The organism is Citrobacter sp. RHBSTW-00570 (genome assembly GCF_013739755.1).
Lineage (GTDB): Bacteria > Pseudomonadota > Gammaproteobacteria > Enterobacterales > Enterobacteriaceae > Citrobacter > Citrobacter braakii.
In genome coordinates this window covers 1,262,578-1,287,689 of the sequence record NZ_CP056399.1, presented here as the reverse complement: position 1 = coordinate 1,287,689, position 25,112 = coordinate 1,262,578, and the positions used below count along the sequence as shown (strand labels likewise).

Genomic DNA, 25,112 nt, shown 5'->3' with positions numbered 1-25,112 from the left:
TCGGTTAAGCTATGTTCATGCTTTGGCGCTACCCATGGTCAGATTCACTATTCAGGAACCCACCCATAATGGCAAAAAGTACCCCGCAGCTGCCGCTCGACCCACATATGTGTCGCAGCTATGAAAAAAAGTCGCGAAGTCCGCTGGCGCTCTACTCAGAGTATCAGCGGATGGACGTCGAGCTGCGGGCTCCGCTGGCCATGACCTACAGCCACTGGCACGGTCAGGTTGAAGTGAATGTGCCGTTTGATGGCGATGTGGAGTACCTTTTCAATGACGAAGTAGTGAAAAGCAAACAGGGCTTTATCACGCTGTTCTGGGCCTGCACACCCCATCAGCTGACGGATGCCGGGCACTGTAAACAGATGGCCATCTTCAACTTACCGATGCATCTGTTTTTGTCCTGGCCGCTGGACAGGGAACTGATTAACCACGTGACGCATGGGATGGTGATTACGTCGCTTGCCTCGCAGCAGCTGAGCGCTTTTGAAGTGCAGCGTTGGCAGAGTGAACTCAACAGCGACAATGAGCAAATTCGTCAATTAGCCATTGATGAGATTGCCCTGATGCTCAAGCGATTTAGCCTCGCTGGCTGGCTGCCAGTGCTGGGTAACAAAACATCGCGCACCCAGAAAAACAGTATTTCACGGCATTCACAGTTTTACGTCAGCCAGATGCTGGAGTTTATTGCCGCAAACTGCGACAAACAGCTTACGGTCGATGCAATTGCCGAACACGTTAAGCTCAACCCAAATTATGCGATGGGCATTTTTCATCGCGTGATGCAACTAACCATGAAACAGTATATTACCGCAATGCGCATCAACCATGTGCGGGCTTTGCTCAGCGATACGGATAAAACAATTCTGGATATCGCTACAATTGCAGGTTTCCGATCCAGCAGCCGTTTTTATAGCTCATTTCATAAATACGTCGGCATGCCGCCGCAGCAATATCGCAAACTGAGCCAACAGCGCCGAAATCATTCACCTTATGCCGAGGGGTAATTTATTCGTCAAACTCACTCTTACCTTACTACCAAAATATAAGCGTCAGAATAGCAGGTCAAAATAGATAATCTGCAGCAGTTAATAAAATAGGGTTCAGCCATGAACTCTGGCAACTATGTTACCCATTTATGGGTGACCTGTAGCAGGTATTTATTTGACGTGTTCAACCATTATCGATTGGGATGGAATTATGGAATTAAATAGCTGCACCGCCAACAACAGAAAGCCATTGTCTTTCTTTTGGTCAGTTTTACCCATGATAGTCATGCTGGGTGGCATTAGCATCGGATATTTTATCTTCAATATTCGAGCTGAACCCATGATCCTCGTGGGAACCGCAACCGCCTCGTTTATCGCCATCGCTCACGGCTACACATGGGATGACATTCTACAATCTATTTGCAATAAAATATCTGAAGCGCTTCCTGTCATATTAATCGTCGCCAGTATCGGTTTCTTAATTGGCGCATGGATGGTGTCAGGCACTATTCCAATGATGATTTATTATGGTCTGAAGTGGATTAACCCGCAGTATTTCTATATTTCAGCATTTATGCTGGGAGCGCTGATCTCAGTCTGTACCGGCACCTCCTGGGGATCCATCGGAACCGTCGGGATCGCCATGATTGGCGTAGCGATTGGTCTGAATGTTTCGCTGCCCATTGCTGCTGGCGCTATTGTCTCCGGCTGCTGGTTTGGTGATAAGCTTTCTCCGGTTTCTGACTCAACCAACATGGCGGCGCTGGCTGCCGGTGTAAACCTGTACTCGCATATCGGCCATCTGCTGTGGACCACCGGCCCGGGATTTATTATTTGCTGCGTCGTATACAGCTATATGGGCATGGGCATTGATGCCTCATCCAGCGCGCCTGCCAATATCACCAACTTGATGAACGCTATCGGCCAGATTTATCACTTTAACATTCTTCTACTGTTGCCACCGATCATCGTTTTGTATGGCTCACTGTCAAAAAGACCGCCAATCCCGATGCTCTTTTTATCCACAATAGTCTCGATGATTCTGGCATTAGCCTTTCAGCAATTTACCGCATCATCGGTTGGCGAATCCGTGGTTAGCGGTTTTAAGCTCGCGATGCTCACCGGAGATAACCTGCCAACACTGTCATCAGATGTTTCCCGCTTACTGGAACGAGGCGGCGCCATTTCAATGTTTAGCAGCTTCGTCACCGTCTTCAGCGCCTTCAGCTTTGCCGGCGCAATGAGTGCGACAGGCTCTTTGCACACCGTCATAAACGCGCTCACGAAAGGCGTTAAATCCACATTCCGCCTGGTGGCCACCACGATTGTGACGACGTTCACCATCTGTGCCTGTACGGCAAATGGAACCTTGCCACTGCTGCTGTGCGGCGATGCCTTTAAAGAAGAATATAAAAAACGAGGGCTTGCGACAAAGAACCTCTCGCGTACTACCGAAGATGCCGGAACCGTTGTCGAACCGATTATCCCCTGGTCTGCCTCAGGCGTTTATTGCGCCACGATGCTGGGCGTGGCGACGCTTGATTATTTGCCATGGGCAATCCTCTGCTACAGCGGCATCATCTTTGCCCTGCTGTGGGCGGCCACCGGTATTGGTATTGCTAAATATGAACCAAATGAAGCTACAGAGCATATGGTTGAGCAAAAATCATAGGCTAATAAATAGCTAAATATTGGCTACCACCAGGGTAAATTTAATATATCAATTAGATATACAGAAATATTCTTCACTGTTGCGTTGCTTAAACTATTTTTCAGAGACTGTCCAGGAGTCAGCAATGTCTTTGTTTGATGATATTGTCATAAGGGATGTTAATTGCCGTAAATACGGTCAATTACAACAGATGTACGGCACCACCGATGTATTACCGCTGTGGATTGCAGATATGGATTTTGTGACGCCAGAGCCAATCATGAGCACACTGCGTTCAGTGGTATCGCAGCCAGTACAAGGCTACAACCTGGATTATCCGCAATGGAAAGAGTCCGTTATTCATTGGTATGCACAACAGTATGATGTCGACATAAAGCCACACTGGTTGCATTTTATTCCCGGCGTCATAAAAACTATTGTGCTCTCTCTGATGGTGTTTACCCGACCAGGTGATAATATTTTAACCTGTACGCCAATATATGACCCCTACCCTAATCTGGTAAATACCAGCGGCAGGAATTTGATTCAAACGCGCCTCATTGAGAAAGATGGTCATTACGAATTTGACTGGCATGATTTCAGCGAAAAACTCAAGCAGTGCAAAATGTTTCTTTTCCCTTCGCCGCATAATCCGGGCGGTATGGTGTGGTCGCGGGAAACGCTGGAAAAAGTAAGTCACTATTGTCAGCAAGCTGGCGTCATTATTCTCTCCGATGAAGTGCATAGTGATTTAACCCTGCCAGGCAAGCGCCATCTGCCGTTTTTTACTTTAGACGAAGCGACAGGGAGTCAGTCAATCGTGCTGACCTCAATCAGTAAAACCTTCAATACGGCGGCGATCCAGGGCGGAATTGCCATTATTAAAAATGATGAATTACGCCATCAGTTCTATGGTTTCCTGGATAACTGCTACCTGGCCGAGACACATTCATTACAGCAGGCGGCCATTTACAGCGCCTTTACCCATTGTGGCGACTGGCACCAAAAATTATTAGCCTACCTGGCCGACAATGTGGCGTTTGTTAAAAGTGAAATTGAAAAGCACTGTCCCTTAATCTCCATTGTGTATGGCGGCGCATCGTATCTTCTGTTCCTGAACGCGGAAAAAATGAATCTTAGCGATGAACAGCTAAGCGCATTTTTTGTGCAGGAAGCAAAACTGGGTCTGTCACCAGGCGCACAATATGGCCCCGGCGGAGAGGGTCACATGAGACTCAACGTTGGGTGCCCGCGCTCGGTACTGGTAGAAGCGATGAACCGACTGAAAGCGGCGTACCAAAAACGACAGAACGCGTAGCGCGCATCACACTCTTTGCCCCGCCACGGTGGGGCAAAACTATACAAAGATGTTGCAGAACTGCTATAAAGTTTTTCCGTTCTGTCGGCTGGTGTTAAACTGGAAAGTGTGATCTTCATCATAACCTGCTTAAACAGAGAAAAGAGACACTGCTATGCAACATATCATTGAGGGCTTCCTCAACTTCCAAAAAGAGATTTTCCCTCAACGTAAGGAACTCTTTCGCAGCCTGGCATCCAGCCAGAATCCCAAAGCGCTTTTCATCTCCTGTTCCGATAGCCGCCTGGTGCCAGAACTCGTTACTCAGCAAGAGCCCGGACAGCTTTTCGTTATCCGCAACGCCGGTAATATCGTTCCGTCTTTTGGACCGGAACCCGGTGGCGTATCTGCTACGATTGAATACGCGGTTGTCGCACTTGGTGTGACGGATATCGTCATCTGCGGACACTCCAACTGCGGCGCGATGAAAGCCATTGCTGATAGCCAGCCTCTGGATCCGATGCCCGCTGTGGCTCACTGGTTGCACTATGCCGATGCCGCGAAAGCCGTGGTTGAGAAGAAAACCTGGGATAACCCAATCGATAAAGTTAACGCCATGGTGGAAGAAAACGTTATCGCACAGCTCAATAATATTAAAACGCATCCTTGCGTCGCGGTTGGGCTGCGAAATAATGCGCTTCGTCTGCACGGCTGGGTATATGACATCGAAAGCGGTGAAATCCGTACCCTTGATAAAAACAGCAAAACCTATGTTTCCCTTGCAGATAACCCGCAGGTGCATTTCGAGTAAATTTTCCCCTGGAGCAAGGATGCTCTGGAGAGCTTTTACCTACTTTTGTGCTATAGACAAAAAACGCACTTGCAGCTAGTTTTTTAAATAGCCGTTGATGTTTTGCTTTTGCATTGGCCTTAGCTCATCCATTCAGTATTGCAACAGATTGCATGTATTTAGAGTTAAAACAGCTGTTCACCTGAGTGTTTTATCAAAATTATCTAGCAGCGATATCAATTCTGATAATGGTGCAGGCGATAAAAAGGAGCTGACGCAAATGCTAGCGAAATTAAAACGAATAATAAATATGTTATTCTATCATGAATCATGGGATATCATGATTATTAAGGATCATGGTACACACCAATTCCCAGATAACACACTGGATATATTAAATAAATCCGCTGCACAGCAGTTAAAAAAGGAATATACGTTTCAAGCCGATCCTTTTCTTATTGAAAAAGATGATAAACTGTATGTTTTTTATGAAGCTTTTAGCTTTCGCAACTCGAAAGGCACGCTCCGATGCCGTATTCTTGATCGTGAACTGGTTGAAATTGATGACGTGAAACTTGAAGGTTTTGACGACCTGATGTGTCATTTGTCATTTCCGTTCCTGATCAATATTAACGATCAGCTCTTCATGATTCCTGAATCATCAGAAAGAAAAGAAGTGATACTGTTTCAGTCAGTAGAGTTTCCTACACGCTGGAAGAAAATTAAAGTTCTAATCTCTGACACCGAAGTGACAGATAACATTTTTCTTTCAATGAATGAGACCTGCTATCTTATATCGACCACCATGGATAATAAAATAATTATTCATTCGGCAGAGCATCTTCACGGACAGTGGCAGAGAATTACTCCTGCATTGAAGGTGAGCAATCATCATCATCGGGGAGCGGGTGCGCCTTATCTTGTCGATAACAAAATGTATTTCTTAACCCAGGAATGCACACCTGAAACATATGGAAAATCTATCTACATCAAAGAATTAGTCACACTGAATGACGCTACTTTTGATGAGAATCTGATCGAACAAATCAATTCGTCGATCAACCACAGTGACGGCGTTCACACGCTAAATTTCTCAAATAACTATATTGCCTATGATACAAAAATAAATAAGTTCAGTCTGTTGGCAATCTTTAAAAAAATATCCTATAAGTGTATGATAAAATATAGAAACGTATACCTTTCCCGGCAAAATAACTGATCCCCTGGATCCTTGGGTGGTATTGGTGGAAAATCGCTCGGGTTTTTAGCATTTTTCTGGAGTCCATATGGCTATTCTTGTCACTGGTGGTGCAGGTTATATTGGTTCACATACTGTTTTAACGCTACTGGAAAGAGGCGATGATGTCGTTGTCATCGATAATCTGGCAAACGCCAGCCGAATCTCGCTGGACAGGGTCGCGGAACTCACAGGAAGGGAACCCATTGTCTATATCGCTGATGTTCTCGACAGGCAGGCATTAAAAAACATTTTCGCCAACCATAACATCACCGATGTCATTCATTTTGCGGGCCTCAAATCGGTTTCCGAGTCGATAAAAGAACCCCTTGCTTACTACGAAAACAACGTCACTGGAACGCTGGTTTTACTGGATGAGATGCTGGCCGCAGGCGTTAATCGATTCATTTTTAGCTCATCTGCTACGGTATACGGTAATCCGGAAAGCGTGCCGCTGAGCGAGCAATCGCGTACGGGGGGAACCACCAATCCGTACGGTACCTCTAAATTAATGGTCGAACAGATTCTGGCCGATTTCTCCCGCGCGCAGCCCGACTTCCGCATTACCTGCCTGCGCTATTTTAACCCAGTCGGCGCCCATCCATCGGGTCGAATTGGTGAGGATCCCAACGGTATCCCCAATAACCTGGTGCCGTACATCTCCCAGGTTGCGATTGGTAAGCTGAAAACCGTGTCGGTTTACGGTAATGACTATCCAACCCCCGACGGCACCGGCGTTCGTGATTATATCCACGTCATGGATTTGGCGACCGGCCATTTAGCCGCGCTGGATAGCCAGAACAAAGGCGCTGCCTACAAGGTGATTAATCTCGGTACCGGGGTCGGTTATTCTGTGATTAATCTGATTGAGGCGTTTGAAAAAGCGGCACAGAAAAAAATAAGCTATCAATTTGTCGACAGAAGGCCCGGCGACATTGCCGAATGTTGGTCTGACCCGTCACTGGCATACAAAGAGTTGGGCTGGAAGGCCATCTACAACCTTGATGAAATGATGCGTGACACCTGGAACTGGCAAAAAAACAACCCGAATGGTTATAACATCTGATGTACCCGGCAACGAGCCTGAGCCTCAGGCTCGTTGCCATGACGGGTTAGCGTGCCGTTATCGTTGATACGCGATACCAGCCGCTGCTCTGCTTTCCTTCGTTGGCAAAGTTAATTCTTGCCGCCCCGGATTTATCCAGCATCGAAACCTCAATGGCGTATTGCCCTTTCGCCAGTCGGCCCGGCATGGGCAATGCGTAGCTAACCTGATAAACGCCAGGGAGCCAACGTCGTATATCATCCGCCGCATTCCCCTGCGCCACCACCTTATTGGCGCTATCCACCACACGAAATGCCAGCGTGTAGGGCAGATAAATCGGTGCGATACCTTCGTTATACCAGGTACTGTTCAACCTCAACGTTTGTCCGCCGTCCCACACGGACTCATGGCTCAGAGACGCTAAGCGAAACCGATAGCCCAGTTTGGTCAGCGCATCATCAACAATCGGTCGATAATCGCTAGGTATCGCTCTCGATTTCAGGTTGATCGTGCTGGCGTGCTGCTTGACCGCCCAGTCAAAAATGCCCTGCACTTCGGCACGCGTATAGTGGAAGGTGTTCTTCCAGTCCTGCATATATGAACAGATTTCCAGACTGACCGGCGCACGTTTCCAGGCATCGTTAAACCCTGAATAGCTCTGCTGCGCTGCCAGTAATCGCTGCGGGTAATCATCGGCCATATGGTTCCAGGAGTCCGAAAATACGCGCAGGTCACCCCAGCAATCCGCCCGCCATCCAGCCCCTCGCGCCACCGCATTCGCCAGGCTTTGCCCACCGCTCATCAACATTATTTTCGGCGTCGAAGGGAAGGCAGAAAAGTGCATTGCGACGTAGCGGTCTAACTGCGCGGTGGTGTACTGCTCCAACAGTGGTTTCAGATCAGGGAAATTGCTGTTATGCCATTCACCCCAGGCCCCCACCATGCCGATATCCACAAAAGCGAGATTCTCATTACCGCCGTAGCGTTTTCCGAATGCGTTCAGCAGACGCTGGCTGTACTCAATAAACAGCGGGTCGCTTAAATCCGGAATAAATGTTTTATTATCGGGCGTCCAGCGGCCTTTCACGCCTTTTTTAATCAGCCAATCGGGAATTTTTGTGCCATCCCCCGGATCGGCAAGCACCATAAACCGCAGCCCGACATTCATCGCGGGACGATGCGCTGCCGCGTATTTGAAGGCATCATCCACCAGCGCAAAATTATACTGACCTTCAACAGGCTCCAGCTCTCGCCAGTAAAATCGCTCGTATTCAAATCCGGTATTGGGATAATCCGCCAGACCCAGCGTTTCACCGTACCCCTGATGAAAACTTGCCACGCCAATCCCCGGATTGGTTAGCGGGCCCGTTAATGCTTTGGGGGTTACGGTCGTTAATGCGGACATAACCGCCAACGGAAAGGACATCAACAACAGCGCAGAAACCCATTTACACTTCATCGCAGTGACGCCCTCCACAGGTTTGTTTACGCTAGCGGTTTTTCAGGCTTAACCACCAGTCCCATATACCCACATGAAAATTTTGGAACACATCAATACCTAATGCTGATTTGATCATATACAGCGTCAGCAATACGCAGCAGGTAACGAACAACACGGCAATCAGCAGCAAAAAAGTGAGCAATATTCTCGACAGGGTCGATTCCTGACGATGCTGCCGACGCAAATCTCTGCCAAACAAAAAAACCAGATAATAGCGTTTACTGAAAAAGGGAAAGCTTCGGCGAATATCGATCTGATGCCGAGAAGTCAGAGTCGAAGCCAGGATCGCTTTTTCCACCCCTTCTTTTTGTTCAGGGGTCAACTCTTGCGCAATCGGCTCGTCAAGATGAGCATAAAATCGTTCGATGACGGGAGGACGATTTTGAGGACTGGTCAAAATTAACCTATATCTTTATCAATTGAGTGATAGACGTTAATCGTCTTTTTGGCGATTTCATGCCAGTTATAGTTTTGCAAATATACACGATAGTCCACGCTATTGGTTGCCGCCCACTCGGTTAGTTTTTCGGCCAGGCTGGTCACATCCCCCACCTTAAAATAGGCCTCGGACGGCAGTTGAACTTCGAGGTTAGCCGGAATATCACTGACGACGGCAGGAAGAGAAAATGACATTGCTTCCAGCAGCGCAATGGGCAATCCTTCATGGTATGAAGGCATCACAAACAGCTGTGCCTGGGAAAACACCGCCTGAAGCTCATCACCACGCAAGAACCCCGTCATCACAACGCCAGGCGTGTCCGCGGCAAGCTTTTTGAGGCGAATGCTGTATTCGGTCGGATGATCCGCATCGCCAATTAACACTAACGGCATAGTTAAACCGCTGCGCTGATAGGCGGCGATGGCATCATGCATCCCTTTTTCTTCCACAAATCGCCCAACCACCACGAGGTAGTTTTTCGGCTGCAGCCCAAAGCGGGAGAGCGTATTGTCGATGGTCAGCACAGATAACGACCGCGGCTCGTTGACGCCATTGTGAATTAAATGCGCATCATAGCGAGCGTGTTTTTTCTGGATCAGTTGATTAATAACCTCAGAAATCACAATCACTTCGTTGGCATATCTCACTGCCCAACGCTCACCCAGCAGCAATATTTTTTTGGCAACGAATCCCCATTTTTGACGATCGTAATCAGGTCCATGGTGGGTGAAAACCACCTTCTTCCCTAACATGCGTAATAATGGGATCACAAGCCCAGGTCCGATAGCATGGACATGCACAATATCTGAATGGTCGATACTTGTCCTAAATGCCGCTAAAACGGAATGGACAATCGCTTCCAGCGAGCGCTTTTTTGGTGCCCACAGCGCGTAGGTTTCAACTTTCTTATATAACGATCGTTTGTAATTTACATACGGCGAGCGTGCAATCACGCAAATATCAACGTCCAACTGCTGCTTAATGGCAGGATATAGATTCTGACAGTGTGTCTCCACCCCGCCCAATACATCGGGAATACCACGCGTACCAAAAACCGTTATTTTTTTACTCATACTATGGCCTGCTCAGCAGTTCTTTATAGAGCGCCAGTAGAGTATCCATATGTTTACTCAGCGCATATTTTTCACTCAATCGCGCACGACCCTGTAAGCCCATGACCCGCGCCTTCTCTGGCGAGTCGGCCAGTGCATCCAGCGCATTTGCTAACTCCTGCGCATTGCCAGGTTCGAATAAAATCCCTTCGATTCCGTCACGAATTTGTTCCGGGATACCGCCGATGCGCGATCCGATCACCGGCTTGCCTAAGGACATCGCCTCTAATATCGCCATCGAACAGTTTTCATAGCATTCTGAAGGAAGGATCACTGCCCGTGCATGCTTAATAAGGTTATCGAGAGCTTCCCCTTGTTGCACATAACCTAAAAACTCAACGTCCGGGTATTGGGCGACTAATTCATCGTGCAGTGGACCGTGCCCCACAATTTTCAGCGGCGCTTTGTTCTGCATTTTCTCATGCGCCGCCAATAACGTTGCCACGCCCTTTTCACGGCTCAGGCGACCGAAGTACAGCATATAGCCCGCATCGCTTACCTCACCCAGAGGACGGCTGTCATCAACGCCATTGACGATGACATCAATGCGCGAATTCGGCAGCGTACGCAACAATACACCGCGTAAAAAGACGCTCGGCGAAACGATCACATCCAGCGCCTGGTAATTTTGCGCAATATACTGCCAGGTCGCCTCTAAAGAGAGCAGGAGGCTTTTTGAAGCAGAGCCTTCCTGGCAACGATACCTGAAGGCATTGAAAACCGTCCCGGTAATACAGGAATCACACACTTTACCGTCGCGCAGCATGGAATAGGCAGGACAGACGATTTTATAGTCATGCGCGGTCAACACCGTTTTGCAGCCAAAATTGCGGGCCACTTTAATCAACGCCGGCGTTAACTGATGGTAAATGTTATGGAAGTGGACGATATCCGGACGCTCTTTTTGTAGTAGCGCCAGCATCTTTTTGCAGGCCTGCGAATTATGAATAAAGTTAACCGCCGTTTTGAGCCCGCCCAGCAGATTGCGCTCCTGGTGGTAGTCCACATTGCTGACGAAATAATCCGCATAGTCCGAAGGGAAATTGTTCTCATGCTGCATCGAGAAATCAATAACCTGTACTCCGGCCTGTTTCAGCATCTCGCGCTCTTGAAAATAAACGGTTTCCGCGCCGCCTTTAATGAAAAAAAACTTATTCACTAATAAAACTTTCATTGCGCCAGCCTTAGTTATTCATGAATGATTTTACTGTCAGGCGGAGTCAACGGATCGCGTACTGGTTTAGTCAACCCTTTAACAAGTCCCGCAGAAAGCACGGCCAGGTTCATTACGCTCTGCAATCCGTTCAATAACGATCGATTCTGCACGGTTTTCAAGATAATAAAGGCAAGCAAGGGTAGAAATGCAATATCGAAAAGTTCGAGATTGAAGGTCACCGCCGCAATAAACAAGGCAATCAGATAAACAGAAAAAATCGCCTCGTTCTTAACCATTTTTAACGCTTTGCCGAAATAAGGTTTTCCCCACGCACAACGTAAAAGCTCGCCCGGTGCCTGATAGTATCCACTTTTCCAGCGGTGCTTCAGCATCTGAAAGGTCGGCATGGTATGCGAAGTATGGATAAAATACGGAATATTCAGACGGCGTAGTTTATAACCCGCATCGAGCAAACGCAGGCCAAGTTCAGCTTCTTCATAAGCGTGCAAATTACGGTTGGTGAGATAACCAATTTTCTCAATCGCAGAGCGGCGATATAACCCACCACCGCCTAAATGGTCGCTATCTCCAAGCGGATAGATTTTACTAATACGCTGCTTACGCGATTTAAATTCATAGTTAACGGCATCGTCCATTTCAACGGTTCCCGCGACACCTGCATATTCCGGCTCAGCCTGCAAAAAAGCGACAGCCTGATCCACAAAGCCCTCTTCCAGCTCCATGTCGCCGTCCATCAGCAACAGATATTCCCCTTCACTATACAGATAACCTAACTGATGCCCGACGCCGCAGCAGCGATCGCCTGGGTCAGTTAAAGAGACCACGGTCACCCCTTTATCGATCGCAAGCTGTTGGGTGTTATCCGTTGACAGGCTATCTGCCACTATAATTTTATGTGGATAATCAACAAGCTGCCTGCGGATACTGTCTATCGTTTTCTCAATACATTCAGATTCATTGAGTGTTTTAATACTCACTGAAATAAACGGTTTTTGGTCCATACAATTACCCTACACAGCGAAGGACGGTTCGACGAATCACTAAACTTGATCCTAGTGATAAATAGAACAGGAATTGTAACATCGGTGTAATCATCAGTATCTGGCTGTAAGGTAAGCTAATTAAGCAACTGATAGCAAAAGCGTTAAACGCCGGTGCAAAGCTCAGCAACTGAAGATCCTGCTGGTCCAGTTGTTCAAGCGTCAGTAATGGCTTTGGCTGACAAACTTTCAGGATATAAATGAATAAGCTAATAAAAAGTAACGTGCCGATCACCCCGACTTCCCACAGCAGCATACTCAGGGAAGTCGAGTCGAGAATTAAGTTATAAATGATATTCAAAAAGCCCGGCGATACCGTACTCCCGCTGTTTGTGGCGTTGAGCCCATAACCAAATAACGTTCCTGAAAGCCCCCACAGATCGTTATTTTTCAACCAGAACAGGAACGTCGTAAAGCGCCCTAACTCCCCGGTAGACATGATGTAGTTCGGGTCAAAGATATAGCTTAAGGAGTCGATGAAAATGCTTAACGAGCTTTTCGACGGATCGCCGCCAAACGCGGAAGAATAATAGTACGCGAGGATCACTATCGACAGGCTAATAAGCAGCAGCATGCCCGCCACAATAACCAACAGCGTCTTCAGATTAACCTTACTGACGTCTTTGACGTAGCTCGGTGAGATCCACACCCACGCGAGGAACAGAGGTGACAGCAGAATGACGAACTTCACTTCACCAATAATACATAGCCCGATCCCAAGAACAATGTGCAACGCCATGGACTTGAACGTGGTCAACCCGTGCTTATACTCAGAGACTTTTAACAACATAATCAACAGGCAAAACAGGCCCATCGCAGCAGTGTTACCGCCCCCCATGGGGTCACCGCCAAACGTGCCAACCACAGAGTCCCATTTCTCATCTTCGCCACGCACCGCAACGCGCTGGGGAACGACCAGTAAAACCTGATAAATCATTACCGGGATTTGCGCGTAAAACACCCAGTACAGATAGCGCGTTGCACGGTAAATCTGCGACTCCCGGCAAAATCCCAGCAGCAAACAGATCATCACCAGTGACAATGCGATTTCATTTTTAAATGCCACAATCGCGACGGTGATCCCGCCCTGAATCAGCGTCGATGTTCCGGCCAGTATCAGGAACGAAAAATACAACGCCAGGACAATCGTCTCCTGCGCATCCAGCTGCAGCGAGCCATCACGCGTCTGCATCACCAATAATCCCACCATCAACAGGGTCAGGAAAAAGGGGATCCACAGCACCGACTGCATGCCGGTAAAGTATTGCACCAGGCCACACAGGATCAGCGTGATAAAGCTAAAAACCTGTAAATAGTATCCGGTATTCAGCGTCATAGTATCACCGGCTTGTCTTTCAGAAGATTGGCTCGCTTATTCATTTTCAGATAAATGAAGGCGTAGCGAATAAATGTCAGTGAAGAAAACAGGATAACCGACGTGGCATAATCTTTATGAAAATAGGGAATGACGACAAATGCGAATAACACAATCGCCAGCTGTTCCAGTTGGATACGCAGAAAATAGCGGTGGGAACCAAAAATAAGCTCAATCACCGTCAGAGGGCTTATCGCCAGCGCCGGGAATAAATAGGGCAACATGTAGCGCGACGTTTCAATGGAGTTAATCCAGTCTTCACTAAAGCCCAGACGCATCACTATTGGATAGAAAATAAACACCCCGAGAGTACAGATAACCCCCAGAACCAACAGTAGCATCCGCACCCTGGTATATTCATGATAATTAAAGGTATTATTTCTGAAGTCGATAGACCACTTGGAAAAAATAGTATTGCGCACTGCGTTGCCGATAATCACCACCGGCGCCAGGCAAAAGCGGCTAACTACGGAAAAATAACCTGCCGTCAGCGCCGAGAACCAAAAGTTAATCAACATAATCGGCAAATTACTGCTGGCCATCGCCAGCACTTCCGCACTCCCGACTTTGGTAATGTGATGGATATTTTGTTTGAAAAAATGCCAGTTACTGGCAGGTCGCAAATGTCTGGCCGCCACGGAACGAATATCAAACGAATGCAAAATACAGCTTATGGTCAGCACCATCGTCGCGCAGGCCCATGACCAATAAAACAGTTGCACCTGATGCGTAACCAGAACCGAAAGTAATACCACCACAGAGACAGAGATGCGCTGGAAAATCAGAAAACGAAAATTGGCCGTGCGCAGCGACAGGTTTTCCGAGATTAAAACCCACGCCGTCGCCAGCGTCAGCAAATAGAGGAACAGGATGTTCTGGTGAAACAGCCACGCTGTCAGTACGGCGTACGGTAAGGCAATGATCGTGCTTTGGATCAGGCAAAATACGACGTTCTGTACCAGTTCGTCGTCGTGCTGTTTTGGAATTAAAAGCTGCGATGCAAAGGTACACACCTGCGCGCCCACCACGGCGATGCTGTAATTGAGCGCATAAAGCCCCACCTCAGCCATATCGTACTTGTGCGAAATCAACCAGATAGACAGCGCACCAATCAACTGCGAGATGACTGATGAACCGGCTATCGTGGAAGCGCTCTTCAGTAGACTCATACCCGGCCTGGCGTCGTCATCAGTTGATCGGTACTGAAGTTAAGTGAACGCAGACCCTCCTGGGTTTCAAGATCTTTTTCTTCAACCGCATTGAGCACCGCGCCAATCACCACGCCGTTATTTTCCTCAATCTTATCCAGTGCGCTGGCGATGTGTCCCGCCGACCCCATCCCGGCTTTCACTATGAAAACAACCCCATCGACGGCACGTTTGATCAGTTGAACATCCTGGCTCTGATTCACAGCAGCAACATCAATAATGATGCGCTGATAATGCGATTTCAGTTCGCGCATTAAGGGTTCAACGTGCTCCGACGACAACATCAGTAAAGAAGAGATGGTGCTCTTGCCGTGCGCAATAAAGTCGAGATTATCACTGAGCGTAATCCGCGCCTGTTTAAGCTCAGTCTCCCCGCGCAACAGTTCCGCCAGACCTGCGGATGTTGCCGACGCCAGTTCAGAAGAGAGCCCATCAGTATTAAAGAAATCCGCATCAATAAGCAGAGTTTTCTGATCGAAACTAAAGGAGTTCGCCAACAAACTCGCCAGCAGAGAACGTCCTTCACCGTGCTCCGTTGACGCCACGATGAGCGTCTGTAATGACCGGTTATCGAGCATAATCCGGGTACGGATACCGTGCACAATATCGGCATTCAGCGGGTTCTTCAGGATCATGTCCCGCACTTGCGCACGCCCTGAGGTTCCACTAAAACGACGGATTTCGCCCAGCGGGGTAACGTTGAGGCGCTTTTTCATGCGACTCAGGCTAGCGATTGAGTTATCCATCGCCGCTTTGACAATGAAATACATGATGCTGAACACAACCACCAGCATGACCACCATCACCAACAGCAGTGATTTATTCGGCTTCGCCGGTTTTAATGCAGGAACTGCGGGATCGTATAACACCGCATCGGCATTCACGCCGGACAGCGACAACTCCTGAGTACGCTGATAGAGCGATTTGTACAGATCTTCCATTTTATCTAACGCCAGTTTTTGGCTGTTCCAGGCATCCCGTTTTGACGCCATTTTCTGGAAGATCGCTTTCTGCTCAGCCAATTGTTGCTGGTAGTTCTTTTCATCCGCAAGCGCCGCCAGATATTGCTGGCGTAAACCCACTTTCAGTTCACCCAACACCCGTCCCGTTTGGCTTTGGATCGACTGCACATCAGCTTCTGCTTTTAAAATGGCCGGGTTTTTTGGCCCATAGACTTTGCGCAATTCAGACAACGTACGCTGCGCCTGAATTAACGCAATGCGTAAATCCTGAATCTGGGCGTGGTTAGAGACCGAAGGTAGCGAGATAACACTCTCAGCGGACTTCCCTCCCCCGTTCACCTCGTTATAGACAGATTCCGCGGCAACACGACGCTGAGTCGCATCGGCCAGGCGATTGGTCACGATACTTAACTGCTCGGTTTCAAAACCATCAATACCGCGAAAGGTCAGCAGCCCGGCATTTTTCAGATAACTCTCCATATCTTCTTTTTGCTTCGCTATCGACTTCTGAATCTCTTCCATTTTTTCATAATTCAGTTCGCGGGCTTTCTCTACTTTCTGACGCTTTTGCTCCAGCGTATAGTTGATGAAAGCCTGCGCGACGCCGTTGGCGATATTAGCCGCAACCTGGGGCGAAGTCGATTCATAGGTAATAGAGGCGAGGTTCGTTGTCCGAATACCGATGACATTCAGGTTTTTCGACAACGTTTTCAGCGCCAGCTCCATTCTTAGTTGCCGACTTTCACTGCTATCAGCGCCCTGAGCATCGGCTTTTTCCCCGGTAAATGCCGGATTTTCATCCAGCTTCATATCGCGAACGGCTTGCTCGAGCACAATTCGTGAATGCATCAACGCATATTGCGTTTCGTAGTAACCACTGCGCGTTGAATCGAAACCATCAACCTGTGGGAACGGAGAAACGTTATCGGCCTGCGCCTTAATCAGCACAGTCGCCGTTGATACATACTTTGAGGACATCATGCTGATTAACGGATAAGCCACGACCCCGGCAACGATACCGGCCAGCGCGATTTTCCAGGCGTTCTTTTTCAGCGCTTTGGCAAAGCGGGAGAATTCAACAGTGCTTTCTCGTTTTTTGCCGTTTTCCACTATTGATAGTTTCATCGTCAGAAGAACCCCATGCCAATAATCACGACATCCCCAGGATGAACAGAGTGCGTTAAATCAACATTCTCAAGCAGCTGATTGCTACCTGACAGGCGAATGTTGATATCTTGACGGTCAGCACGATCTGTAAATCCCCCCGCCTGCGCAATAGATTTCTCGACGGTAAGTCCTGGCTCATAAGCGAATCCATTCGGACTTTTCACCTCGCCAGAAACATAGTATTTACGGAACTCGGCAATACTCACCGTCACCATCGGAGTAGTAAAATAATCTCCGGTCAGGCGTTGAGTTAATTCGTTAGTCACCTGTTCAGCAGTTTTATCTTTTAATATAAGAGCACCAACAAACGGGAAATTAATCTCCCCACTCTTATCCAAAATAAACCGCATCGTCATATCGGGTTGACCATGAACAGCGATATTGACAGTATCCCCTGCCCCAAGTCGGTAATCCTGCTGAACAGTAGCAGGATCGTCCATTAATCTCGGGCTGGACGTTGTGCATCCGACCATCAGGATACTGAATAGCAAAACCGCGCACAGTTCTATTATTTTCATTTTAGATCTGAACCTTAGCTTTAAGCATAATCATAGAATTATCATAACCCAACGTTCTGATGACTTCCTGATTGTCGTTGGGACCGATATAAAACGAATCAGTATCCTTATTCGAATTCAACGTATCTATTTGATATTTAATCTCAAAATTGACCGACGGCGTGTAGTCATAGCTCATGGTTACGCTAAATACCCCATCTTTATCATGCCGATCTTTATTCTGTTTTTTATAGTCTTCTGAAGTGTATGAGTAATCCAGCAAGGTAGAAAAACGGTTACCTAACCAGAAGTGCTGGTAAGAAAGACCATACTGGGTGACTAAAATATATCCCCCAACTTCCGATGGGTCTTTAATGCTTTGCGCTGAGTGCACCGTGAAAACAGACTGCTGTAACGGCTTCCACTCCCCTTTTATATCCCAGTTTAGACCATTAAAATCATGCGAGTTTGCGTTGTTTTCAAATGTCTTGTACAACCATGAAATATTCATGTCGACATTGGTTTTTCCCGTCAACTGCGACTTCAGGCCATACAGCAAATAATACTCATTAGTGTCTTTTTCTGAGTTGTTATCATAGTGACGCTGGTTAGTAATAAAGCTATAGCGAAAACGCGTTCTGGATGTGTATTGGTCAAAAATTTCTGCCACCAGGCTATTTTCGTGCCATTCCTGTTCCTGAATATAATTGTAGAAATCTTCACTACTCTCCTGGGCGTCGGACGTATTACCGAACGTCAGTTTTTTGTATAACAACGCCAGTTCCGCTTTCCCGCGCCCATCCGGCGCGCCATAGCTATAGCGCAATTCACTGTTAATAAAATTCGTCGTCAGCGGAGATTTAATCCCATACTGCTCGAATTGACCCGGTAGAAACCCCTCAGTGATCCCTCGACCGCGGGATTCGTGCCCAAGCGTATCCTCCAGATTGAGTGTTAAGCCGTGCTTGAGCCCATAGCGCCAGGCACCGTTAAAACGGAAAAAATGATCGTTATAGTTATCAGCGGAATCGCTTGAGTAGTTACGATAATCACCGGAGTACATCAGTAAATACTTATCCTGACCGCGCTCTCCGATCATACTCAAAACGGGCGCTGCGCTCTGAAACGAGGAACCGATAGCATCTCTGCTATGTGGCTGATAAGACACGTTATCATTATAACCATAGTCCACAGCGACCTTGCCCTGGAAGTCGATCCCCGCAAAGCCAATGTGTGATTTCGGTGTTAAATCAGCCCATACGGGCTGCGATATCACGATTCCGGTAATCACGAGTAATTTAGTATGCATTCTTACCGATAAATCCTTTAAAAATAGTTTTAATAATAATTTTTATATCCAACCATAAAGACCAGTTTTGAATGTACTCAATATCGTACTGAACCCTTTTTTCCATCTTATAAAGCGCATCGATTTCCCCGCGGAAACCGTTGATCTGCGCAAGCCCTGTGATCCCAGGCTTAACTTTATGGCGGATCATGTAATTTTCGACCTGTTTACGGTACTGCTCATTATGCGTAACCGCATGAGGTCTGGGACCGACAATCGACATACTTCCCTGCAATACATTGATAAATTGCGGCAGTTCATCCAGTGAGGTGCGGCGTAAGAAACTACCGAATTTGGTTACCCGCGGATCGTTTTTAGTGGCCTGAATAACCGTATCGGCGTTCTCCATAACGCGCATCGAGCGAAACTTCCAGACCTTAATTTTTTGCCCGCTAAGACCATACCGATCTTGTTTGAAAAAGACTGGCCCGCGGGAAGTGAGTTTGATTCCAATGGCAATGGCCAACATCAGCGAAGAAATCATCACCATAATGATGCTACCAAGCACCAAATCTTCCGCCCGCTTGATAAACGAACCCGCCCCTTCAAACGGCGAACTAAAAATTCCAATAGTTTGCAGGTTGTGAATGGAGCGTAGCTTGGACATGTTGTTACTGTAGGTATAGAAGTCAGGAACAATATACGTATCTACGGTAGTGTCTGACATCATCGCCAAAAAATGACGAATGCGCTGTAAAGCTACCATCGGTAAAGCGATGTAGATTTCGTCTATATTTCCCTGCCGGGCTTCCTCAACCAGATTGATCACCGGCCCACGAAAGGGGCTTTTAACCTTATCGACGATATCGCCACAGCGGGATAAGGCGCGCTCATCATAAAAAGCCAGATCTAATGTGATATTAGCGTATTCATCCATTAACGCGTTTTCTGCCGCCAGACCATTGTCGGTCAGACCAATAATCGCCACGCGCATACTCTTTTTCGTTGAATATTTAAAAATGAAAAAGCGAATGTAATAAAGAAAAGGTAATGGGATGAAGTACCAGTAAATAATCGCTGAATAAAAGGGGGAAGGCAGTTTGTCTAAGTAGCCGAGAGACTCGGGTTCAGCCACCGTCATGCTGACCAGTTCGTTAAAAAAAATCGCCAGTAGCGTACAAAAAACCAACCGTTTTTGATTACGTAAACCGATCGTCTTAATCTTTTGTTGATACATTTTAATGTATTCAGCAAACAGTAAGAAAAAGACTGAGAAGAGAATACTCAGAATGGCAATGGTGTTAAATGGCGCCAGACCTAACAGATGGGCGCTAAAAATTAACGTCGCATTGATTACAATGAAATCGACCAGCTTTAAAAAGACTGGATATCCGTGGCTGCTAATCTTTAGCGATTTTTTAAGCATATCTCAGCCCATTATTTATTGATTTTTAATTGTTTTTTTCCTCATTTATGTTGCTAATTATATCACAAGTCTTAAAAACGCAATGGCACACAGTCATTAAATGTAAAAAACAATGTAATACAATGTGATGGGTTTCGCACCATACAAATGCAACCCAATGATTTAGATGATTATTTATTGGTAATATTTTTTAATTTCATCCTTAAAAAACATGATTAATTGCAACATAAACGTCATTGACAGTTCACAATTCATAAGCTACCACGGGTAGAATCACATGATGATCGCCTGACAACGCGTTAACCTTACAAAAAGCAATACTTTGTCCAAACCTCGTTGCGCTATGGTCAGTGATGAGAGTCCTGGAGAGCGACAAGAAGAAATCAATAAGTCTATTTATAATTCCCACCATAAAAATAACTTAGTAACACATTTACAAAGCAATGATTAGCAACCTTATTATAAATAAGGTATTTTACGAAGAGTATGCGATTGCTTTCATTTTCACGCTCAAAATTCAAAAAAAAACGAATAGTAAAAAAAATTTAGTTTAAATAATTGTAGCAACTCCGATGAGTAGAAGCGGTAAGCATGGCTTAAATTAAAACTGTAGCCAATCATTGAGAAAATGCGTGTTACATATTACTAATATCAACATTCTGCATGAACACACCTTTAACATCAGAATTTTCAGCGCTTACCAACATATCGATTTAAAATAAAGAGAAGTGAATAAATGACAGCATTAAAATTTTGTTAAAAGCAGCGTAAATCGACCCAACGAATTATTGATAACAATGTATACAGTTTTGTTAAGATATATATAAAAACACCTTCCAAAGCCATTCAATCATGCCAAAAAATTTTGTTTACTTATTTTTCGCAAATAAATAATATCCGCGCCGGATTACTTGTTGAGCAATTTACGCACGTTAATCATTTCTTTCAAATGAAGTCCTACATCATTTTTTGACGTTGATGAACTCCAGCTGAATCTGTGCCTCTGACAAGTACTTTTCTGGGTAAATAATAAATTTAACGGAGTTATGATGATGAAAACTGCACTTACCAGCAGTGTACTGGTCGCTTTGTTTGCCGCTAATGCAGGCGCTGCTAGCGTTACCACTCCAGGAGCTGGTTCTAAAGCCACCGCAACGGTCCATTTTGCCGGTGAAATTGTTGCCAGTACCTGCGTGGTTAGCTCAGCAAACCTGCAAAATACGACAGTGACATTGCCAAAAGTTACCAACCAGTTTTTTGGCAATGATGGCGCTACTACCGGTGATACTCCGTTTACGTTGCAGTTTACCGGCTGTAGTAAGACAGCAGGAGTAAACGGCTATGTGGTGGTCTTTACCGGTAAAACCCCTGGCAGTAACGCAGCACTTCTGCAAGCGACTCGTGGTTCGACTCCTGCCACCGATGTTGGCATCGAAGTGGATCAAGCGGGTCATGCCCTCGATTTCGCTTCCGGTAGTAATGAGGTGAGCTTAACAGCAGATCAAAATGGCGATGCACAAATCGATCTGGTCGCCAAATATCAGCAAATTGGCGGAACGCTGCCTGCGGCAGGCACGATCACTGCGGATATGAATTACACCGTCATTTATAAATAACGGACGTTGATTGCTATGGATGGCACTCTTCCCTGAACCTGGAAAGTGCACCTGATGAATAAAATATTCTTTTACCTGTTGCTGTGTGTGGTTAGCACCGCTCACAGCGCAATTAATTTGGGTCAAACACGCGTTATTTATAATGAGAACGATAAAGCGGCGATGTTTGACGTCAACAATAATACAGACAAGCCATATATGGTACAGACGTGGCTGGATAATGGTAATCCGGATGAGACACCTGCCAATCTGCCAATGTTAATTACGCCTCCGATCCTGAAACTTGACGGCCATAAATCAGCCGTGTTGCGAGCTATTTATCAGGGCAACGGCTTTCCTGAGGATGTTGAATCTGTAGTGTGGATTAATGTGCAGGAAATCCCCACCATCGAGAATGAAGAAAATACCTTACAGCTGGCGCAGCGTATTCGCATCAAACTATTTTATCGCCCTGTTGGGCTGAATATGACGCTACCTGAAGCCGTTGAGAAATTACAGTGGCAGTGCCACGGTCATACTCTGCGGGCAGTCAATGCGACGCCGTTACATATCTCCCTGACGCAATTACATATTAACGGCCAAAACATCGATGCCGACATGGTTAATCCGCATGGCGAACGCACGTTTGCGTTGTCACAGCAAAAAGTCAGCCATATCGGTTTTAGCTGGGTAGATGATTACGGCGGCACTAACGCGGTTAATAACGTCCCGGTATCTTGCAATTAAGTTAGGGTTGCACATGATGAAAAAAAATAAGCAGCCGCAACGGTACACCCTCTTTACGCTGTCAACGCTGGCCGTGTGCATACCTGCATACGCCAGCAGCACGCCGCAGTTTAATACCCGTTTTGTACATGGTACGCAAAATATTACCTCCGTAGTGCAAATAGCCCGTAATGACGGACTTAGCGAAGGCACGTTTGAATACTATATATATCTTGACCATAGCTTCGTCGAAACGCGCAATATTGACTTTAAAAGACGTCAACCACAAGGCAAGCCGCAACCTTGCCTGAGCGCGGACGATCTGCGCAAATACGGGATTAAAATCCCTGAAGGTAACGCCGATACCTGCGTGGAGCTCACGGCGCTGATCGCAAACAGTCGCCTGACGGCAGATGCAAACTACCAGCGCATTGATATTTCAGTACCGGAAGCGTTTCTGCTTTCGACTGCGCATGACGCCGTGCCTGAATCGGCCTATGACGATGGGATTAATGCCGCTTTTGTCGGCTACAACGCCAATACGACGCACCTGATTGAACAGGGCCAGGATCATGACTCTGTTTTTGCCAGTTTTGCCAACGGTATAAACCTGGCGGGATGGCATTTTCGCAACCAGTCTACTTTCAGCTATGCCAGCGGTTCAGGCCGTCAATGGCAGGCGGTTTCCACGTGGGTGGAACGTAATATTATTGCGCTGCGTAGCCGCTTGCGCTTCGGGCAAACATATACGGACGACGATGTATTTGACAGCATCCAGTTTACCGGGGCACAGCTCACCAGCGATGAAAACATGTTGCCTGATAGCCAACGCGATTTTGCGCCAGTCGTTCGCGGCGTCGCCAATAGCAATGCCACAATCGAAATCCGTCAAAATGGCTATCTGATTTACAGCAAAAACGTCGCGCCAGGCGCGTTTGACATTGACGATATCAACCCCAGCAACCAAAGCGGCGACCTGAACGTTAGCGTTATTGAAGCCGATGGCAGTCGGCGTAATTTCAGTGTGCCTTATTCGGCGGTCCCGAACATGCTGCGTGCAGGTAACAGCCGCTTTCAGTTTACGGCAGGGGAATACCGCGACGGTTACAGCGGCGGCTGGCGGCCCCGCTTTGTTCAAGGCACATTGAGTTATGGTCTCAGCTTTGGCTCCACGTTGTACGGTGGTTTCCTGACCGCAGAAAGCTATAATGCGATTGCCACCGGGATCGCTCAGGATCTGCACCAGTTCGGCGCGATCTCTTTCGATATCACTACCGCCAGAGCGCAGCTTGCCAGTGGAGATGCGTCCACAGGACAAAGTTATCGTTTCTTATACTCCAAATCGCTGAACCAGTACGGTACGGATTTCCGTCTGGTAGGCTACCGCTACAATACCTCCGGTTATTACAGCTTTAGCGACACCATTAACGAGCATAACAGCTGGTCCTCGGGCTATTACGACATCGCCTATGACGACCCGAATCAACAGCTGCGTTTTCCTGGCGAAGAGCACAACAAAAAGCATTACTACACCACTAACTACAATAATCGCCGTCAACGTTTTGAGGTCTCTGTTAACCAGCGTTTGTGGGATAACGCCTCTCTTTACGTCAGCGCCAGCCAGCAAAACTATTGGCACAACGGGAGTCACGACCGCACGATACAGTTGGGTTACAACGATACACTGGGGAAAATCAACTGGAGCGTTTATGTACAGGATACCCGTAACCAGTACGACTACCAGGACCGCAGTATCAACCTGACGCTTTCCATTCCATTCGATTTCATGGATAGCCGCGGCTTTGTCTCCACCAACATCATGCATAGCCAGCAGAATGGCGACAGCTACTCCACCAGCTACAGCAATACAGCATTTGACGATCGTCTGAGCTGGGGCGTTCAGGGCAGTACCACCGATCGACAGGATTCCTCTGCCGGGGTTAACGCCGCCTGGCAAGGTGACAAGATGAATGTTCAGGGGGGCTACAGCGCAGGACGCAACTACCAGAATATGAATATGGGCATCAGCGGCGGGGCAATGCTGCACCCAGGCGGCGTGACGCTCATGCACTCTCCTGGCGACACCATGGTGTTGGTCGAGGCCAAAAATGCCGACGGTGTCCATATCCAGCAACAAAATGGCGTGGCAATTGACGGTAACGGCTATGCGGTCCTTACCGCCGCAGACGCATGGCATTACAACGTGGTGAGTCTGAATACCGCTGATATTGGTGCCGGGCTGGATATTCCGCAGGCACAGAAAAAAATTGTTCCAACAGAGAAAGCCATCGGCAAAGTGGTGTTTGAAACCTTCAGCGGCCGCAACTATCTGGTCAATGCCGTCATGCCCGGCAATATTGCCCCCCCGGTCGGCGCGAACGTACGAGATACGAAAGGTCGTAGCCACGGTCTGGTCGGTATGCATGGCGCACTGTATGCCAGCGGCGTGGAGGACAATTCTCGCCTGGAAGTGCGCTGGGGCTCCCACGCAAATGAACACTGCTTTATTCAAATGCCGGATAACCATAACCAGCCGGTGAAGAAAATCGGATATACACAAATTACCGCCCAGTGCGTCGGCTCGTAAGGT

Annotated in this window: 20 protein-coding genes; 9 read left to right on the top strand and 11 right to left on the bottom strand. The window is 47.2% G+C overall.

Annotation, left to right across the window (positions count from 1 at the left end; genetic code table 11):
• Positions 1-68: 68 nt before the first annotated feature.
• The 6 genes from melR to galE all read left to right on the top strand — a co-directional run bounded on the left by melR (position 69) and on the right by galE (position 7,030).
• Positions 69-1,007 (top strand): transcriptional regulator MelR, encoded by a 939-nt coding sequence (gene melR / locus HV237_RS06165; protein ID WP_047358838.1) that lies wholly within the window; start codon positions 69-71, stop codon positions 1,005-1,007.
• 193 nt (positions 1,008-1,200) lie between these two features.
• Positions 1,201-2,661, top strand: a complete 1,461-nt coding sequence (gene nhaC, locus HV237_RS06160) for a Na+/H+ antiporter NhaC (RefSeq protein WP_046275107.1) — start codon at positions 1,201-1,203, stop codon at positions 2,659-2,661.
• Between the two features lie 124 nt (positions 2,662-2,785).
• Entirely contained in the window at positions 2,786-3,958 is a 1,173-nt protein-coding gene (locus HV237_RS06155) for a PatB family C-S lyase (protein ID WP_046274870.1), read from the top strand.
• A 154-nt stretch (positions 3,959-4,112) separates the two neighbouring features.
• On the top strand, positions 4,113-4,748 hold the full coding sequence (locus tag HV237_RS06150; RefSeq protein ID WP_016154107.1) for a carbonic anhydrase: 636 nt from the start codon (positions 4,113-4,115) through the stop codon (positions 4,746-4,748).
• A 259-nt stretch (positions 4,749-5,007) separates the two neighbouring features.
• Positions 5,008-5,946 carry a hypothetical protein gene (locus tag HV237_RS06145; protein WP_047358837.1) on the top strand — a complete coding sequence of 313 codons (939 nt, stop codon included), beginning with the start codon at positions 5,008-5,010 and terminating at the stop codon, positions 5,944-5,946.
• A 67-nt stretch (positions 5,947-6,013) separates the two neighbouring features.
• Positions 6,014-7,030, top strand: coding sequence for a UDP-glucose 4-epimerase GalE (gene galE, locus HV237_RS06140; RefSeq protein ID WP_016154109.1), 1,017 nt, complete (start codon positions 6,014-6,016; stop codon positions 7,028-7,030).
• 46 nt (positions 7,031-7,076) lie between these two features.
• Here galE and HV237_RS06135 read toward each other — a convergent pair whose 3' ends face one another.
• The 11 genes from HV237_RS06135 to HV237_RS06085 are packed head-to-tail and all read right to left on the bottom strand — an operon-like array spanning position 7,077 to position 20,201.
• Positions 7,077-8,468 carry a DUF4832 domain-containing protein gene (locus tag HV237_RS06135; RefSeq protein WP_047358836.1) on the bottom strand — a complete coding sequence of 464 codons (1,392 nt, stop codon included), beginning with the start codon at positions 8,466-8,468 and terminating at the stop codon, positions 7,077-7,079.
• Positions 8,469-8,499: 31 nt separating this feature from the next.
• The gene (locus tag HV237_RS06130) at positions 8,500-8,907 is read right to left on the bottom strand and encodes a hypothetical protein (RefSeq protein ID WP_047358835.1); all 408 of its coding nucleotides are present in this window, start codon (positions 8,905-8,907) and stop codon (positions 8,500-8,502) included.
• A gap of 2 nt (positions 8,908-8,909) precedes the next feature.
• The gene (locus HV237_RS06125; protein ID WP_047358834.1) at positions 8,910-10,022 is read right to left on the bottom strand and encodes a glycosyltransferase family 4 protein; all 1,113 of its coding nucleotides are present in this window, start codon (positions 10,020-10,022) and stop codon (positions 8,910-8,912) included.
• A gap of 1 nt (position 10,023) precedes the next feature.
• Positions 10,024-11,235, bottom strand: coding sequence for a glycosyltransferase family 4 protein (locus HV237_RS06120; RefSeq protein ID WP_047358833.1), 1,212 nt, complete (start codon positions 11,233-11,235; stop codon positions 10,024-10,026).
• 14 nt (positions 11,236-11,249) lie between these two features.
• Complete coding sequence (locus tag HV237_RS06115; RefSeq protein WP_016154114.1) at positions 11,250-12,239, bottom strand: glycosyltransferase; 990 nt, start codon at positions 12,237-12,239, stop codon at positions 11,250-11,252.
• A gap of 4 nt (positions 12,240-12,243) precedes the next feature.
• Entirely contained in the window at positions 12,244-13,614 is a 1,371-nt protein-coding gene (locus HV237_RS06110; RefSeq protein ID WP_047358832.1) for a hypothetical protein, read from the bottom strand.
• Positions 13,611-14,822, bottom strand: a complete 1,212-nt coding sequence (locus HV237_RS06105) for an oligosaccharide flippase family protein (RefSeq protein ID WP_047358831.1) — start codon at positions 14,820-14,822, stop codon at positions 13,611-13,613. Before HV237_RS06105 ends, HV237_RS06110 begins: the two co-directional genes overlap by 4 nt.
• Complete coding sequence (locus tag HV237_RS06100; protein ID WP_047358830.1) at positions 14,819-16,948, bottom strand: tyrosine-protein kinase domain-containing protein; 2,130 nt, start codon at positions 16,946-16,948, stop codon at positions 14,819-14,821. Before HV237_RS06100 ends, HV237_RS06105 begins: the two co-directional genes overlap by 4 nt.
• A gap of 2 nt (positions 16,949-16,950) precedes the next feature.
• Positions 16,951-17,508, bottom strand: coding sequence for a polysaccharide biosynthesis/export family protein (locus HV237_RS06095; RefSeq protein ID WP_047358829.1), 558 nt, complete (start codon positions 17,506-17,508; stop codon positions 16,951-16,953).
• 1 nt (position 17,509) lies between these two features.
• Positions 17,510-18,796, bottom strand: a complete 1,287-nt coding sequence (locus HV237_RS06090) for an outer membrane beta-barrel protein (RefSeq protein ID WP_046274862.1) — start codon at positions 18,794-18,796, stop codon at positions 17,510-17,512.
• On the bottom strand, positions 18,786-20,201 hold the full coding sequence (locus HV237_RS06085) for an undecaprenyl-phosphate glucose phosphotransferase (RefSeq protein ID WP_046274861.1): 1,416 nt from the start codon (positions 20,199-20,201) through the stop codon (positions 18,786-18,788). The genes HV237_RS06090 and HV237_RS06085 overlap by 11 nt, the downstream gene beginning before the upstream one ends.
• Positions 20,202-21,247: 1,046 nt before the next feature.
• On the opposite strand from HV237_RS06085, the gene HV237_RS06080 reads away from it, so the two are divergent.
• Genes HV237_RS06080 through HV237_RS06070 form a run of 3 tightly spaced genes read left to right on the top strand, consistent with a single transcriptional unit; the run spans position 21,248 to position 25,109 of the window.
• On the top strand, positions 21,248-21,817 hold the full coding sequence (locus tag HV237_RS06080; RefSeq protein WP_249415302.1) for a fimbrial protein: 570 nt from the start codon (positions 21,248-21,250) through the stop codon (positions 21,815-21,817).
• A gap of 54 nt (positions 21,818-21,871) precedes the next feature.
• Entirely contained in the window at positions 21,872-22,543 is a 672-nt protein-coding gene (locus HV237_RS06075) for a molecular chaperone (RefSeq protein WP_016157277.1), read from the top strand.
• 13 nt (positions 22,544-22,556) lie between these two features.
• Complete coding sequence (locus HV237_RS06070; protein WP_047358827.1) at positions 22,557-25,109, top strand: fimbria/pilus outer membrane usher protein; 2,553 nt, start codon at positions 22,557-22,559, stop codon at positions 25,107-25,109.
• The last annotated feature ends 3 nt before the right edge of the window (positions 25,110-25,112 follow it).

Excerpts from the sequence above, each read along its gene's own strand:
- melR (WP_047358838.1), top strand. The coding sequence starts at position 69 with ATGGCAAAAAGTACCCCGCAGCTGCCGCTCGACCCACATATGTGTCGC.
- nhaC (WP_046275107.1), top strand. The coding sequence starts at position 1,201 with ATGGAATTAAATAGCTGCACCGCCAACAACAGAAAGCCATTGTCTTTC.
- HV237_RS06155 (WP_046274870.1), top strand. The coding sequence starts at position 2,786 with ATGTCTTTGTTTGATGATATTGTCATAAGGGATGTTAATTGCCGTAAA.
- HV237_RS06150 (WP_016154107.1), top strand. The coding sequence starts at position 4,113 with ATGCAACATATCATTGAGGGCTTCCTCAACTTCCAAAAAGAGATTTTC.
- HV237_RS06145 (WP_047358837.1), top strand. The coding sequence starts at position 5,008 with ATGCTAGCGAAATTAAAACGAATAATAAATATGTTATTCTATCATGAA.
- galE (WP_016154109.1), top strand. The coding sequence starts at position 6,014 with ATGGCTATTCTTGTCACTGGTGGTGCAGGTTATATTGGTTCACATACT.
- HV237_RS06135 (WP_047358836.1), bottom strand. The coding sequence starts at position 8,468 with ATGAAGTGTAAATGGGTTTCTGCGCTGTTGTTGATGTCCTTTCCGTTG.
- HV237_RS06125 (WP_047358834.1), bottom strand. The coding sequence starts at position 10,022 with ATGAGTAAAAAAATAACGGTTTTTGGTACGCGTGGTATTCCCGATGTA.
- HV237_RS06120 (WP_047358833.1), bottom strand. The coding sequence starts at position 11,235 with ATGAAAGTTTTATTAGTGAATAAGTTTTTTTTCATTAAAGGCGGCGCG.
- HV237_RS06115 (WP_016154114.1), bottom strand. The coding sequence starts at position 12,239 with ATGGACCAAAAACCGTTTATTTCAGTGAGTATTAAAACACTCAATGAA.
- HV237_RS06110 (WP_047358832.1), bottom strand. The coding sequence starts at position 13,614 with ATGACGCTGAATACCGGATACTATTTACAGGTTTTTAGCTTTATCACG.
- HV237_RS06105 (WP_047358831.1), bottom strand. The coding sequence starts at position 14,822 with ATGAGTCTACTGAAGAGCGCTTCCACGATAGCCGGTTCATCAGTCATC.
- HV237_RS06100 (WP_047358830.1), bottom strand. The coding sequence starts at position 16,948 with ATGAAACTATCAATAGTGGAAAACGGCAAAAAACGAGAAAGCACTGTT.
- HV237_RS06095 (WP_047358829.1), bottom strand. The coding sequence starts at position 17,508 with ATGAAAATAATAGAACTGTGCGCGGTTTTGCTATTCAGTATCCTGATG.
- HV237_RS06090 (WP_046274862.1), bottom strand. The coding sequence starts at position 18,796 with ATGCATACTAAATTACTCGTGATTACCGGAATCGTGATATCGCAGCCC.
- HV237_RS06085 (WP_046274861.1), bottom strand. The coding sequence starts at position 20,201 with ATGCTTAAAAAATCGCTAAAGATTAGCAGCCACGGATATCCAGTCTTT.
- HV237_RS06080 (WP_249415302.1), top strand. The coding sequence starts at position 21,248 with ATGATGATGAAAACTGCACTTACCAGCAGTGTACTGGTCGCTTTGTTT.
- HV237_RS06075 (WP_016157277.1), top strand. The coding sequence starts at position 21,872 with ATGAATAAAATATTCTTTTACCTGTTGCTGTGTGTGGTTAGCACCGCT.
- HV237_RS06070 (WP_047358827.1), top strand. The coding sequence starts at position 22,557 with ATGATGAAAAAAAATAAGCAGCCGCAACGGTACACCCTCTTTACGCTG.